At 65.6% G+C, this 13,870-nt stretch carries 14 protein-coding genes; 5 read left to right on the top strand and 9 right to left on the bottom strand.

The genetic code is table 11. The features are described from left to right. Positions 1 to 58: 58 nt before the first annotated feature. On the bottom strand, positions 59 to 1,033 hold the full coding sequence (locus tag QFZ57_RS00295; RefSeq protein WP_306632252.1) for an aldo/keto reductase: 975 nt from the start codon (positions 1,031 to 1,033) through the stop codon (positions 59 to 61). A gap of 306 nt (positions 1,034 to 1,339) precedes the next feature. Between QFZ57_RS00295 and fdhA the strand changes: the two genes are divergently transcribed. The 5 genes from fdhA to QFZ57_RS00270 all read left to right on the top strand — a co-directional run bounded on the left by fdhA (position 1,340) and on the right by QFZ57_RS00270 (position 6,347). Then, positions 1,340 to 2,557 (top strand): formaldehyde dehydrogenase, glutathione-independent, encoded by a 1,218-nt coding sequence (gene fdhA / locus QFZ57_RS00290; RefSeq protein WP_306632251.1) that lies wholly within the window; start codon positions 1,340 to 1,342, stop codon positions 2,555 to 2,557. 114 nt (positions 2,558 to 2,671) lie between these two features. Then, entirely contained in the window at positions 2,672 to 3,037 is a 366-nt protein-coding gene (locus tag QFZ57_RS00285; RefSeq protein ID WP_306897128.1) for a GNAT family N-acetyltransferase, read from the top strand. A gap of 130 nt (positions 3,038 to 3,167) precedes the next feature. Continuing rightward, on the top strand, positions 3,168 to 4,133 hold the full coding sequence (locus QFZ57_RS00280; protein WP_306897125.1) for a serine hydrolase: 966 nt from the start codon (positions 3,168 to 3,170) through the stop codon (positions 4,131 to 4,133). A gap of 67 nt (positions 4,134 to 4,200) precedes the next feature. Next, positions 4,201 to 5,562, top strand: a complete 1,362-nt coding sequence (locus tag QFZ57_RS00275; protein WP_306897123.1) for an MFS transporter — start codon at positions 4,201 to 4,203, stop codon at positions 5,560 to 5,562. A 44-nt stretch (positions 5,563 to 5,606) separates the two neighbouring features. Then, a complete protein-coding gene (locus tag QFZ57_RS00270) occupies positions 5,607 to 6,347 on the top strand; it encodes a dienelactone hydrolase family protein (RefSeq protein WP_306897121.1) in 741 nt (246 codons plus the stop codon). Positions 6,348 to 6,398: 51 nt separating this feature from the next. Here QFZ57_RS00270 and QFZ57_RS00265 read toward each other — a convergent pair whose 3' ends face one another. From QFZ57_RS00265 to QFZ57_RS00230, 8 genes are all read right to left on the bottom strand, one after another. Further along, positions 6,399 to 6,851 carry a hypothetical protein gene (locus QFZ57_RS00265; RefSeq protein ID WP_306897119.1) on the bottom strand — a complete coding sequence of 151 codons (453 nt, stop codon included), beginning with the start codon at positions 6,849 to 6,851 and terminating at the stop codon, positions 6,399 to 6,401. Between the two features lie 171 nt (positions 6,852 to 7,022). After that, positions 7,023 to 8,330, bottom strand: coding sequence for a hemolysin family protein (locus QFZ57_RS00260; RefSeq protein ID WP_306897117.1), 1,308 nt, complete (start codon positions 8,328 to 8,330; stop codon positions 7,023 to 7,025). Between the two features lie 53 nt (positions 8,331 to 8,383). After that, positions 8,384 to 9,142 carry an SDR family NAD(P)-dependent oxidoreductase gene (locus tag QFZ57_RS00255; RefSeq protein WP_306897115.1) on the bottom strand — a complete coding sequence of 253 codons (759 nt, stop codon included), beginning with the start codon at positions 9,140 to 9,142 and terminating at the stop codon, positions 8,384 to 8,386. Positions 9,143 to 9,169: 27 nt separating this feature from the next. Further along, positions 9,170 to 10,015 carry a fumarylacetoacetate hydrolase family protein gene (locus tag QFZ57_RS00250; protein WP_306897113.1) on the bottom strand — a complete coding sequence of 282 codons (846 nt, stop codon included), beginning with the start codon at positions 10,013 to 10,015 and terminating at the stop codon, positions 9,170 to 9,172. A gap of 39 nt (positions 10,016 to 10,054) precedes the next feature. Beyond that, positions 10,055 to 11,026, bottom strand: a complete 972-nt coding sequence (locus QFZ57_RS00245) for an aldo/keto reductase (protein ID WP_306897112.1) — start codon at positions 11,024 to 11,026, stop codon at positions 10,055 to 10,057. 2 nt (positions 11,027 to 11,028) lie between these two features. Beyond that, positions 11,029 to 11,892 carry an amidohydrolase family protein gene (locus QFZ57_RS00240; protein ID WP_306897110.1) on the bottom strand — a complete coding sequence of 288 codons (864 nt, stop codon included), beginning with the start codon at positions 11,890 to 11,892 and terminating at the stop codon, positions 11,029 to 11,031. Positions 11,893 to 11,905: 13 nt separating this feature from the next. Further along, positions 11,906 to 12,334 (bottom strand): RbsD/FucU family protein, encoded by a 429-nt coding sequence (locus QFZ57_RS00235; protein WP_306897108.1) that lies wholly within the window; start codon positions 12,332 to 12,334, stop codon positions 11,906 to 11,908. Further along, on the bottom strand, positions 12,331 to 13,716 hold the full coding sequence (locus QFZ57_RS00230) for an L-fuconate dehydratase (RefSeq protein ID WP_306632238.1): 1,386 nt from the start codon (positions 13,714 to 13,716) through the stop codon (positions 12,331 to 12,333). The genes QFZ57_RS00235 and QFZ57_RS00230 overlap by 4 nt, the downstream gene beginning before the upstream one ends. Between the last annotated feature and the right edge of the window lie 154 nt (positions 13,717 to 13,870).

Genomic DNA, 13,870 nt, shown 5'->3' with positions numbered 1-13,870 from the left:
GCTTGGCCGTGGTTAGACCCGGGCGTTATGTGGAAAACATCTTTACTCCGCCGCCTGATCAGGTGTCGATGGTGGACATGTTGGGGTAGCGGGCGCCGGCAGTTGCCCCGGCCGGTGCCAGCTGGTCCAGCAGTTGAAGCTCGTCCTGGCTGAGCTCAACGTCTACAGCGCCCAGGTTCTCGCGCAGCCGTTCGCGCCTCTTGGTCCCCGGAATCGGGACGATATGCTCGCCCTGCGCCAGCAGCCAGGCGAGGGCCAGTTGGCCGGGCGTGCACTGTTTCCGGTCCGCCAGCTCCTTTACCCGGTCCACGAGTTCCAGGTTCCGTGTGAAGTTCCCGCCCTGGAAGCGGGGGGAGTGCCGGCGGAAGTCGTCCTCGGCGAAGTCGTCCACGCTGCGGATCTGCCCGGTCAGGAAGCCGCGGCCCAGGGGGCTGTAGGGCACAAATCCGATCCCCAGTTCCGCGAGCACGGGGAAAACCTTGGTTTCAGGCTCCCGCTCCCAGAGTGAATACTCGGTCTGCAGGGCGGTGATGGGATGCACGGCGTGGGCGCGGCGGATGGTCTCGGCCGACGCCTCGGACAAGCCCAGGTGCCGGACCTTTCCGGCCTGGACCAGTTCCGCCATGGCGCCAACCGTGTCCTCGATGGGGACGGTTTTGTCCACCCGGTGCTGGTAGTACAGGTCGATGTGGTCAACGCCCAGCCGCTGAAGGCTGGCGTCGCACGCGGACCGGACGTAATCGGGGCGGCCGTTGATGCCTACCCAGGAACCGTCCTCGCGGCGTTCGTTGCCGAACTTGGTGGCCAGGACAACGTCCTCACGGCGACCGGCGATGGCACGGCCCACCAGCTGCTCGTTGGTGAAGGGTCCGTACATGTCCGCTGTGTCCAGCAGGGATCCGCCGGCGTCCAGGAACTCGTGGATGGTGGCGATCGACTCCTGCTCGTCGCCGTCGCCGTAGAACTCGCTCATGCCCATGCAGCCAAGGCCCAGGGCGGAGACTGTCAATTGTCCGATGGTGCGCGTTTTCATGCGGTCTCCTCAACGGTAGAACGTGCCCGGGAACCAGCCAGCCCCCGTGCGGAGCCGGTTGGTGCAGCGTACGCCACTATAGGCATTTCCCCTATGGACTGCCCCAACAAACAAGGGGCTTCCTACCCCTAGACCGCCTAGGTGGGCGTGCCTAGACTGAGCGGACCCCCAACCCGGGAACCGGTTGCTGATCATGCCTAACGTCCATCAGAAAAGCACCACTGGATCAGGCGGTCCTTCACGCGGGGTGTCTCACCTACCCAGATCATGGCCGTCCCACCGGACGCCTGACTACAGGAGCGATAGATGACAGGGAACAAAGCCGTTGCCTACAAAGAAGCAGGCAAGGTCGAAGTTATTGATATTGATTACCCAACGTTCGAGCTCAAGGACGGCCCAGGCGTCAACCCGGCGAACGTGGGACGCGCGGTCAATCACGGGGTAATCCTCAAAACGGTAGCCACCAACATCTGCGGCTCGGACCAGCACATGGTCCGCGGCCGCACCACGGCGCCGCCCAACCTGGTGCTGGGCCACGAAATCACTGGTGAAGTGGTGGAAGTGGGCAGTGACGTCGAATTCATCAAAGTCGGCGACCTCTGTTCGGTGCCGTTCAATATTGCCTGCGGCCGCTGCCGGAACTGCAAGGAGCGCAAGACCGGAATCTGCCTCAACGTGAATCCGGACCGCCCGGGCAGTGCCTACGGATACGTGGACATGGGCGGATGGGTGGGCGGCCAGGCCAACTACGTCCTGGTGCCCTACGCGGACTGGAACCTGCTGAAGTTCCCGGATAAGGACCGGGCCATGGAGAAGATCATGGACCTGGCCATGCTCTCGGACATTTTCCCCACAGGCTTCCACGGCGCCGTCAGTGCCGGGGTTGGCGTGGGTTCCACCGTGTACGTGGCGGGCGCCGGTCCTGTGGGCCTCGCAGCGGCGACGAGCGCACATCTGCTGGGCGCCGCCGTCGTGATTGTTGGGGACCTCAACGAGGAACGGCTGGCGAGGGCGCGCAGCTTTGGCTGCGAAACGGTGGACCTTACCAAGGGCGAGCCCAAGGACCAGATCGAGCAGATTCTGGGTGTGCCGGAGGTGGACTGCGGTGTGGACGCGGTGGGGTTCGAGGCCCGTGGACACGGCCATGGAAAGAACGCAGAGGAAGCTCCCGCCACTGTGCTGAACTCCCTGATGGAGATCACGGCGGCCGGCGGGGCGCTGGGCATCCCCGGCCTCTACGTCACCGGTGACCCGGGCGGCATTGACGAGGCCGCCAAGAAGGGCTCGCTGAGTTTGAGCCTTGGCACCGGCTGGGCAAAGTCGCTTAGCTTCACCACCGGCCAGTGCCCCGTCATGAAGTACAACAGGCAGCTGATGATGGCCATCCTCAATGACAAGGTCAGCATCGCCAAGAACGTCAACGCCAAGGCGATTCCGCTGGAGGAGGCACCGAAGGGCTACGCGGAGTTCGACGCAGGCGCAGCCACCAAGTACGTCCTGAACCCGAACGGCTACCTGAGCTGACGCGGCGGGCGGGCGGGGATGTTGCCAAGGACCCCGTGTTTGCGGAAATAAGTGCTGCCCGGGCCGGGTTAGGCTTTGCACGGTCAGCACTTTCCCGCAACTGAAGGAGTTCCCTTGAGCGACATCACCGTCCGCCACAACCCTGGGCGAGAACGCTTCGAGATTCTTGATGCCGGCAACGTGATTGGCAAGGCGGCGTACAAGGAGTACGACGGCGGGGAGTTGCCGCAGCGGATTTTCTACCACACGGTGATCAACGAGGAATACGGCGGGCAGGGCCTTGCCGGAGAGCTTGCCACGGCTGCCCTTGACAGCACGGTGGAAGCCGGGAGCCGCATCGTCCCGGTGTGCCCGTTCATCAAGAAGTTCCTGGCCAAGCACCCGGAATACTCCGCCAGCGTCGTGCCCGTAGCGCCGGCCCACCTGGAATTCCTGGAGACCGCCCTGGCCGCCCGCACCCGCGCCCAGCACAGCGGATAAAGCACGGAGGAACACACCGGGAGCCTTCAGGAAGCTCCCAACCTCCGGTGATTTAATCAGCATCTGTCAGCGCGGCTCATCGCCGCGCTGGTGTTGTTTTTGATTGCTGAGGCGGGACAGGAGCCCTTGTATGTCCGTGCACCCCGTGGTGCCCAAACCAGGCCGCGACGCTCCGCAGCCAGCGCCTGGCAAGCCACCTTCCGGCACGCCATCTTCCGGCACGCCATCTTCCAGCAGGAAGCGGGGCCACAGGAGGTTGCTGGTACTGGCCCTCGCGGTGGTGCTGGCCATCGTTGGCACCATGACCCTGGCCGTGGTCCGGTCCGAGCCGCGGTCGGGCGCAGTGGTCCCCACCCAGCCTGCGGTGCCGGCGGCGCCGGTGGCGGCCGCTCCGCCGTCGTTGCAGGACCGCGTGGACAACATCCTCAGTGAGGCGGACGAATACCGGATCGGACTGGCGCTCGCCGACGTGTCCGGCGGCGCGGAGCGGACGTTCGGTGACGAGGGCACGTTCGCTGCTGCCAGCACTGCCAAGGTCCTCACCGCCGCCGCCTACTACCATCTGGTGGAAAGCGGGCAGGCGAGCCTGGATGACGCCATGGGCGACTACGACGCCGCGTTCCAGCTCGAGGCCATGGTCAATGACAGCAACAACGACTCCTGGCTGCTGCTCATGGATGCCGTCGGATACCCGCAGCTGATTGCCTACGCGGACTCCATCGGCGTCACCTACGACCCCGAACAAAACCTCCTGACCGCGGCGGACATGGCCCTAATCCTGAAGAAGCTCCACGCGGGTGAGCTGCTGAACAAGGACAACACGGCGCAACTGCTCAGTTACATGCAGGACACGAATAATGAAGACCTCATTCCGGCGGGGTCACGGTCCGGAGTGGACGTTTACCACAAGTACGGGGAGGTCTCGGGGGAACTGCATGACGCCGCGCTCCTGAGCTACCGCGGTTCCACCTTCGCGCTGGTCATCTACACGGAAAACCCCGAGGGCGTTCCGGATGAGGGCCAGGCCGAGGTGATCAGGGACCTGACCCGGGCCGTGGAGGACGCACTGTTCCCGGTCGGGGTGGCAGCCAAGTAGCGCTCGCCACACCATCGGGAAGTCCGCCAAGTCGCCCGTGGCGCAAGCTTTAGGCCAGACTGTTACCGTGAGCAACAACCCCCGGACTGCCCTGGCCGTCGCCGGCCTCAGCCTGGGCACGGCGCTGAACCCGCTGAACTCCTCCATGATCGCCGTGGCCCTGGTGGTGCTGCGCGCCGACTTCGGGCTCGACGTCGCGGCCGTCACCTGGGTAGTCACGTCCTTCTACCTGGCCTCCGCGGCCGGCCAGCCCGTCATGGGCCGGCTGGCAGACCGGTTCGGGCCCCGGCGGATGTTCAGCCTGGGCATGGGGCTGGTGGCCATCACCTGCGCGCTGGCCCCGCTGGCCCCAAACTTCGCGCTGCTGTGCGTGGCGCGGGCGGTCATGGCGCTGGGCACTGCCACGGCCTATCCCAGTGCCGTGGTGATGGTGGGTGCCATCGCGCACCGGGCCAAAGTGGATTCCGCCCGCCCGCTGGGCCGGCTGCAGATGGCCAACACGTCGGCAGCTGCCGTGGGTCCGGTCGTCGGCGGCCTGCTGGTGGGTTTTGCGGGCTGGCAGTGGCTGTTCCTCATCAACGTCCCCCTTGCGCTGGCGGCGCTGCTGATCGTGCGCAAGGCCGCGCCGCCGGACCAGGTCCGGGAACGCGGCAGCGTCGCGGAGCTTGTCCGCGACTCCGACGTCCCGGGCATCACCGGGTTCATCGGCGCCCTCCTGCTGGTCATGATGGCCGCGCTGAACGTGGCGCCGGGCTACCGCTGGCTGATGCTGGCCGCCGGAACCGTCCTCGCAGCGCTGTTTGCCTGGCGCGAGCTGCGCTTCGCCAAACCGTTCCTGGACCTGCGTCTGCTGGGCCGGAACAGGCCCCTGATGCTGGTGTATCTGGCCTTCGCCGTGTTCAGCAGCGTCTACTACTTCGCCTTTTTCGGCCTTCCGCAACTGCTGCAGGAAGCCGGCGGCTACGATCCCGGCGTGGTGGGCCTGCTGATGCTGCCCCTGGCCGGCATGTCCGTGATAGCCACCCCGTGGGCTGTCTCCGCCATGGGACGGTTCGGTGTGCGGCGGGTGCTGCTTGCCGGCGTCGTCCTGTTGACCGTGGCGGCTGCACTCATGTGGCTGCTCACCGGCACCCTGGCCATCCCCATCGTGGTGGCGCTGACGGCACTGATGGGCATCCCGTACGGGACCGTGAGCATCGCCTCCAACCAGGGCATGTTCGTGTCCACCCGCCCGCAGGACCGCGGGGTCGCGGCCGGGATCTACCAGACCTGCCGCTACGTGGGCGCGATTACCGCCACCGTGATGATCGGGGTGTTCGCGTCCGGCGGGGTGCACCAGGACAGCTGGATGCGGATGGTGCTGGCCATGCTGGTGCTCTGTGTCGTGACCTTCGGAATCTCCGTGTTCTGGCGGCAGCAGAAGGCATAGGCGTACCCCTAGGAAGGCCCGGGGGAGCGTGCCATGCTGGCCGCATGGAAAACATGATGACTCTGGGTGCCGAAAAGTCTCTTCAGGCGTACGTCAGCGAACCGGCCGGACCTCCCAAGGGCGGGCTGGTGGTGGTCCATGAAGTGTGGGGCTTGGTGGACCATACAAAGGAAGTGGCAGATCGGTTCGCGGCGGAGGGCTTCCTGGCAGTGGCGCCGGACCTCCTGTCCGGAGCCGGGGGAACAGCAGACCTCAGCGGGGAGTTGCAGGAGGCGGCGTTCGATCCCCAGCAGCGCAGCAATGCCCAGCCGCAGTTGCGGAAGCACATGGCGCCGATGCGCTCCCCCGAGTATGCAAAGCATGCGGTGGCCGCCCTCCGCATGTGCTTTGCCCACCTGGATGGTGTGCCGGGACTTGCCGGGAGGGTAGCCGTCACAGGATTCTGCCTGGGCGGCACCTACACTTTCTCGCTGGCAGTTGCCGAACCCAGGCTGCGTGCCGCCGTTCCTTTCTATGGCCACGCTGAGTTCAAGGACGCGGAGCTGCGCGCCATCAGCTGCCCCGTCCTGGCCTTTTATGGGATGCAGGACACAGCGCTCATGCAGGAGCTGCCCGGGCTTAAGGCGCGGATGCGGGCAGCAGGGGTGGACTTCGAAGCCGTGGTCTACCCGGGCGCAGGCCACGCCTTCTTCAACGAGACCAACAAGTACACATATAACGCCGGGGCCGCCGCGGACTCCTGGACCCGCACGCTCACCTTCCTAGATCGAAGCCTTGCCGCATAGGTTCACGCCGCGCTCCACTTTGTGTCAGCGCGGCGGGACTTCAGCGGGCCCTCATCTGCAGTAGGCCGTCTCCCGCAAGTATTGAACGCTGTCATTAGTCGTATGGAAATCCTCCAGGTCAATGCAGGGTCCACTGCTTTCCGGACTAATTTGCGTAGTCTGCTGCATGCGGTGGTCGCCTAATTCGACAAGCTGTCCGTCCTTTTGCAGTTCGTGGAAGTGTGTCCGGGTCGTGTATTCCTCTTCGTAGTATCCGTCCCACGAACTGGACGAAGTGTCGAGGGATTTGCCCGACGACGAAAATGATTGGATGCCGCCCGGTGTCTGGATCTGGTTGCCCACAGTGATGCCCTCGTGGCAGGCCCTGTAATATTCTCCGTCTACGCAGTAGTCAGTCCTGTTGACGTCCGCGCCGTCACTGCTTGCAGCGTGTGCGGGTGCCGCGAAAGCCGCAGTGGCCAGCGCCAGGGTGGTGCCGATGAGGGCGATCCGTTTCGTCAACATTGTGATGTTCCTGCCTGCCGGGGGTAGAGGAGCCCCAACTTTGACCGCTGCTCCTTCCTGCGCCTAGGGCCATTGGTCCCCGATGGGCAGCTCCTGGCGCAGGGACCGCGTGTGCACGGACATAAGGTCACCTTCCTCCGGCCCGCCAGTGCCGCCGTCGTCCAGAGCCTCTTAGCAGGCCACTCCGCCGGACTGGCCTGCAACCGGCGTGACCCGGACCCGCGCAATCCGCAACCGGTCCATCCTGAGGACCGTCAGGACATGTCCGGGGATCTGCACCCTGTCACCTTCCTTCGGCAGGCGGCCCAGGCGGTCCATCATGAACCCGGCCACCGTTTCGTAGTGGCCCTCCGGGAGGGCGATCCCGGAGGCTGCCTTGAACTCCTGCAGGATCAGGCCGCCGTCCACGTCGAGGACTCCGTTGGCCATGTTGACGCGGTCCTCGTGCTCGGCGCCGGTGTCGTACTCGTCGTAGATCTCGCCCACCAGTTCCTCCACCAGGTCTTCGAGCGTGACCACGCCGTCCGTGCCGCCGTACTCGTCCACCACCAGGGCGATGTGCTGGTTGGTTTTGCGCATCCGGGAAAGCGAGGGCAGCACACGGTTGGTTCCCGGCAACGGAAGGATTTGCCGGGCGATCTCCCGTACGGGCGCCTGGTCCTGCACCTTGTCGCGGGGCATCAGGTCGCGGATGTGCACGAAGCCGAGGACGTCATCCGGGTTCCTCCCGATCACCGGAAACCGCGAATACGGGCCGTCCCTCACCATCCTGCGGGCCTCGGCAATGGTCATGGCACCGTCGATGAACGTCACTTCCGTGCGGGGCCGCATCACTTCCTGCAGCGTCCGGTCCCCGGCGCCGAACACACCGGCCAGGATGTTGCGGCTGCTCTCTTCGAGGAGCTCGTTCCCGGCCACCATGTCCCAGAGTTCTTCGGAAGTGATGCTTTCCCGCTTGGCACCGGGATCGCCGCCAAAGAGCTTGACCACCGCGTCCGTTGACACGGACAGGAGCCAGATGACGGGCCGCATGATCCTCGAAAGCGAAATCAGCGGCGGTGCGAGAATCCTGGTGAAGGCAACAGGGCGCTGCATCGCCAGCCTTTTGGGGGCGAGTTCGCCCAACACCAGGGAAAGATAAGCCACCAGCAGGGTCATGCCGGTGAAGGCCACGGGCCCGGCCGCCGCACCCAGCCCGAGGGCTTCAAGGAGGGGTACGACGGCGGGCGCGATCGCTGAGGCCCCATACGCCGCCGAGAAGAATCCGGACAGGGTCACGCCGATCTGGACGGTGGACAGGAACCGGTTGGGGTTGCGGGCCAGGGCGGCAGTCCGGGCGCCGGTGTCGCCGGACTTCTCGATGCGGCGCACCTGGCTTTCGCGCAGGGATACCAGGGCCATCTCGGCTGCGGCAAACACTCCGCCCACCAGCACGAAACCGAGAACCAAAGCGATATTAACCAGGGCGCCGCTGTCCATGACACGACACTACCGAGCAATGGACCCGCTGACGCCACCGCCGGGTGACTGAGTCAGGACGCTGCAGGGCGGGGCCGCAGGCGCAGTGCCTGCATGCCGCCGTCGACGGCGAGGTCCACCCCGGTGGTGGATCCGGACAGCGGGCTGGCCAGGTACACGATGGCCGCCGCAACCTCTTCCGGAGCAACGAGGCGGCCGTGCGGCTGGCGTGCTTCCAGCGCCGCACGTTCTGCGGCGGGGTCCGGCGCCGAAGACAACAAACGGCCAACCCAGGGCGTGTCCGCCGTGCCGGGATTCACGCAGTTGACCCTGATCCCTTCGTGCAGATGGTCCGCCGCCATGCTGAGCGTCAGCGACAGTACTGCCCCTTTGGTGGCGCTGTAGAGGGCACGCTGGGGCAGCCCGGCCGTCGCCGCTACTGAGCAGGTGTTGACGATAGCCGCGTGGCTGGACTCGCGCAGGTACGGCAGGGCGGCCCTGGAGACGCGGACCATGCCCACCACGTTGATGTCGAACACGCGGTGCCATTCGTCGTCGTCGTTCGATTCGATGGTGCCCTGCGCACCCACGCCGGCATTGTTGGCAACGATGTCGATTCCGCCGAGCCGTTCCGCCGCTTCCTGCACTGCCCGGCGGACTGCCGCGTCATCGGACACGTCACACCTGATGGCGATCAGCCCGTCCGCGGCCTGTTCGGGCTGCAGGTCCAGGACCGCGACGGCGGCGCCCCGCTCCTTGAGGAGCGCCGCCGTGGCTGCCCCGATCCCGGATGCCCCGCCGGTGACGATTGCCTTTAGTCCTGCAAACTCCATTGCTTGGTCCTTTCGTTTCCGGCCGCTCTAGCCCTGGAAGAATTCCTGCCGCTGCCGGCCGAGCCCGGCCACTTCGATCTCGACGACATCCCCCGCCTTGAGGTACGGGAAGCGGCCGGAGAGGGCAACGCCCTCGGGAGTGCCTGTGCAGATCAGGTCGCCAGGCTCCAGCACCAGGTACTGGCTGAGGTCGTAGATGACCTGCTCCACACCGAAAATCAGGTCGCGGGTGCTGGAGTCCTGCCGGATCTCACCGTTCACCCAGCTGCGCAGTCGCAGGTCCGCGGCGTCCAACTCGTCCGGCGTCACGAGGTAAGGGCCGGTGGGGCAGAAGCCGGCACAGCTCTTCCCCTTGGACCACTGGCCGCCGGAGACCTCCAGCTGGAAGGTCCGCTCGGACAGGTCGTTCACGGTGACGTAGCCGGCGATATGCTCCCGCGCCTGGTCAGGGGAGTCCAGGTAGGAAGCCCGCCGCCCGATGACCACACCCAGCTCCACTTCCCAGTCCGTCTTGGTGGAACCGCGCGGAATCGCCACCGCGTCGAACGGCCCTGCCACGGTGTTGGGGGCCTTATGGAAAATGATGGGCACCGTTGGCGGATTCGAGCCCGACTCGGCGGCGTGGGCGGCGTAGTTCATGCCGACGCAGATCACGGAGGACGGCCGGGCAATGGGAGCACCGATCCGGGCGCCGTCAACGGAAAGCTCTGCCAGGTCACCGGCGGCCAGCGCCGCCGCGGCCCGGCCCGGCCCGTCCGATTCCCAGAAATCGGCGTCGATGTCCGGCGCCACCTGCTCCAGGGAGTAGTACTTGTTGTTCTTCAGGATGGCGGGCACTTCCTTGCCCGGGGCACCTATGCGCGCAAATTGCATTGGTCTTCTTTCTAGCGGTCTGGCGGGTGATTGTGGAATTCAGGCGATCAGGCTGCGCTCGCGCAGCTCGTCCCACAAGGATTCCGGGACGGACTGGGCTGCCAGGTCCAGGTTCTGCTTTACCTGCGCCGGGGTCCGCATGCCCAGCGCCACGCTGGTCACGGCCGGGTGCTGGTACGGGTACTTCAGTGCGGCGGCCGGGAGCGTGGTGCCGTGTGATTCGCAGATGTCCGCCAGCAGGTTGGCCCTGTCCAGCAGTTCCTTCGGAGCGGGGGCGTAGTTGTAGGTGGCATCAGCGGCGGGCCGCTCCTTGGAGAGCAGGCCGGAGTTGAAGACCCCCACGTTCACCACACCCACTTCCCGCTCAAGGCAGGCCGGCAGCAGCTCCCGGGCTGCTCCCTGCTCCAGCAGTGTGTACCGGCCGGCCAGCATGACCACATCGATGTCCGTTTCGGCGACGAAACGGACAAGCATTTCGGACTGGTTCATGCCTGCGCCCCAGGCACCTATGACGCCCTCATCCCTTAGCGCGGACAGGGTTGGCGCGGCACCGTTGACGGCCTCGGTCCAGTAGTCGTCAGGGTCGTGGATGTAGACGACGTCGATCCGGTCAGTCCCGAGCCGCTGGAGGCTTTCCTCGATGGAGCGCAGCACTCCGTCGCGCGAATAGCTCCGGACCCTGGTTAGCTCATCCGGGACGTCGAAGCCTTCGGTGTCCTTTCCGCCTGGTGACGGGTTGGGCCGCAGCAGACGGCCCACTTTGGTACTGAGCACGTAGCTGTTGCGGTCCTGCCCGGCGAGGGCTCTACCCAGGCGGCGCTCCGAAAGCCCCAGCCCGTAGTGGGGGGCTGTGTCGAAGTAGCGGATGCCGCCGTCCCAAGCGGTGGTGACCGCGTCGATAGCCTCCTGGTCCGGCACTTCCCGGTACAGGTTGCCGATGGGGGCGCCGCCGAACCCGAGCACGGGCAGGTGCACCGCGGTGCCGGGGATGGTGCGGGTTTCTGCTTGCATTGTCAGTCCTTTGCCTTGGTGGTGGCTGTTTCGAGCCGATAGGTGCGGGCGGCGGTGCCATGGGCCACTGCCTCCCGTTCGCTTTCCGTGGCCCCAGCCATCGCGGTCATGACGGTATTGATCCATTCCTGGTATTCGTCCACGCCGCTGAGGGATACAGGCCAGTCACTGCCGATCATGCACCGTTCCGCCCCGAAAAGCTGCAGCGTCTCGGCGATGAACGGCAGGGCCTGGGGCGCCAGCGGCCGGCCGCGGTCCGCTTCCGCGCCCGCCCCCGAAATTTTGACGACGACGTTGGGGCGCCTGGCGAGTTCCCGCATTCCCGTACTCCAGGCGGCAATCGCACCGCTGGCAATTGGCGGCTTGCCCATATGGTCGAGGACGATGACCAGTTCCGGGACGCGGTCAGCAAACTCGGCCAGCGCCGGAAGCTGCGCGAAGCGGATGCAGGCGTCAAACGTCATCCCTGCCGCGGCAACCTGCCGTGCTCCTGCCAGGGTCGCGGTGTCGAGGATAAAGGACGCATCCTGGTCCTGGAACAGTTCCCGCACCCCGCGCACCAGGGGCCGTTGAAGCAGCTGGCCAAGGTCCGCTGCCACCTTGTCCCCGCGGCTTATCGGCGCGAAGGCCACGATGCCAGCCAGCTGCGGCCAGTCGGCGCTGAGGCTGCTGACCCAGTCCACTTCCTTAAGGGCCTGGTCCGCCCGGCAGTCTGCCTGGACGAAGACTGCGGCCCGGGTGTTGGCCGGCGTGTGCGGCAGGTCCGGCGGCAGGAAGGGTTTGTTGAGGGTGGGGATGTCCGCCAGCCAGGCATAGTCGAGCGCGGCGGGGTCCCAGAGATGGACGTGTGAGTCAGTCACTTCCATGGGCGGTTCCCCGTCACGCCGTGCCGTCGGGGCGGACGCCGATGGTCAGGAGCAGGTTTGCGTAGTGCCGGGTATCCCCGCTGGCGATGACGACGGCGACATTCGGCGAACGTGCGGCGTCGTAGAAGTCGAAACGCTGGTGGGACGTGATGGGAACCTGGGCGCCCAGCGCGCGTTCGTAGCTTTTGACTGCCTCTGTCCAGTTCCCGTCCGGGGGAGTCATGACAGCCGCCGCTTCCAGCGGGACGGCGTCGACCAGAACCTCCAGGATTTGGTCAATGGTGAGCAGGCCGGGCCGCAGGTTCAGGGCAATGCGCCGGGCGGAGGCCGGAGCACCGGTGTTGTGCGGATAGTTCGCGTCCGCTACGAGGATCTGCGATCCGTGGCCTGATTCGGCGAGTGCTGCCAGCAGCCCCGGGTGGGTCAGTGTGTAGTTGATCATGCCGTCGCCTCCAGCCGGGCACTGGCGAAGGCAACCCGGCCTGCAGCGTTGCCGGCGCGCCAGTCCTGTTCCGCCCTGCCCTTGTCTGTCCCGGCCCAGTAGCTGCCCCAGGGGAAGGAAAATTCCTCCAGGGTCTGCTCCTTGAGTTCCGCGGAGTAGCCGGGGTTGGCCGGCATGGTGTAGGCGCCCTCCTTGATGATGCAGGGGTCCACAAAATGCTCATGCAGGTGGTCCACGAACTCCGTGACGCGGCCGGTGAGATCTCCCGAGACGGCGATGAAGTCGAAGATGGACAGGTGCTGGACCAGCTCGCACAGCCCCACGCCGCCGGCGTGCGGGCAAACCGGGACGCCGAACTTGGCCGCCATCAGCTGCACGGCCAGCACTTCGTTCACACTGGCAAGACGGCAGGCATCAAGCTGGCAGTAGTCGATTGCGCCGGCCTGGAACAGTTGCTTGAAAAGTACCCGGTTCATGCCGTGCTCGCCGGTGGCCACCCCGATCGGCTGGACGGCCCTGCGGATTTCGGCGTGGCCCAAAATGTCGTCGGGGCTTGTGGGCTCTTCGATCCACAGCGGATTGAACTCGGAGAGCTGTTTCACCCAGTCGATTGCCTGCGGCACATCCCACACCTGGTTCGCGTCGATCATAAGGTTGCCCTCGGGTCCGATCACCTCCCGGGCGATCCGGAGGCGTCGGACGTCTTCCTCCAGCGAGGCACCTACTTTGAGCTTGATGTGGCGGTAGCCCTGGTCCACGGCCTCCTGGCACAGGCGCCGAAGCTTTTCGTCTGAGTAGCCCAGCCAGCCGGCGGACGTGGTGTAGCAGGGATAGCCGGCTTCCGTCAGCTGCTGGACGCGCTCATCCCGTGTGGGGGCGAGCTTGGCCAGGATTCCCAGGGCCTCCTCCCGGGTGAGGGCGTCCGACAGATAGGTCAAATCCGCGGCATCGACAATTTCCTCCGGCGTCATGTCCACCAGCAGGCGCCACAAGGGTTTTCCCGCACTCCGGGCCGCGAGGTCCCACACCGCATTCATGACGGCACCGAGGGCCAGGTGCTCCACACCCTTGTCCGGGCCGAGCCACCGAATTTGCGAGTCCCGCTTCAGCCCGCGGTAGGTCCCGCCGAGGTCGTCACATACGCTATCGACGTCCCTGCCCATCAGCGGACGGGCCCTCAACTCCATGGCCGCCGCACAGATCTCGTTGCCCCGGCCGATGGTGAAGGTGAAGCCACACCCATATACCGCGGGATCCTCTGTTCTGAGCACGATGTAGGCCGCTGAGTAGTCCGCGTCGTGGTTCATGGCATCGGAGCCGTCCGCCGAGAGTGAAGTGGGAAACCGGACGTCGAATACGTCAAAACCGGTGATATGTGGCAAGGTAAGCCCTCCAGGTTCAGGCTATGAAGACGACGCTCTAGCAACCTTGCGGGCATCATCTGATGTATTTGGAAGTATTTGATGAGAATATAGGGTCAGCCCGGCTTTTCCAAGGGATACATCAGATGAAAGTGGATTTTTACGTGCAGTATCA

The sequence above is a fragment of the Arthrobacter sp. B1I2 genome (assembly GCF_030816485.1).
GTDB lineage: Bacteria > Actinomycetota > Actinomycetes > Actinomycetales > Micrococcaceae > Arthrobacter.
The sequence above is the reverse complement of the archived record's forward strand: the minus strand, read 5'-3'. Positions and strand labels throughout refer to the sequence as shown.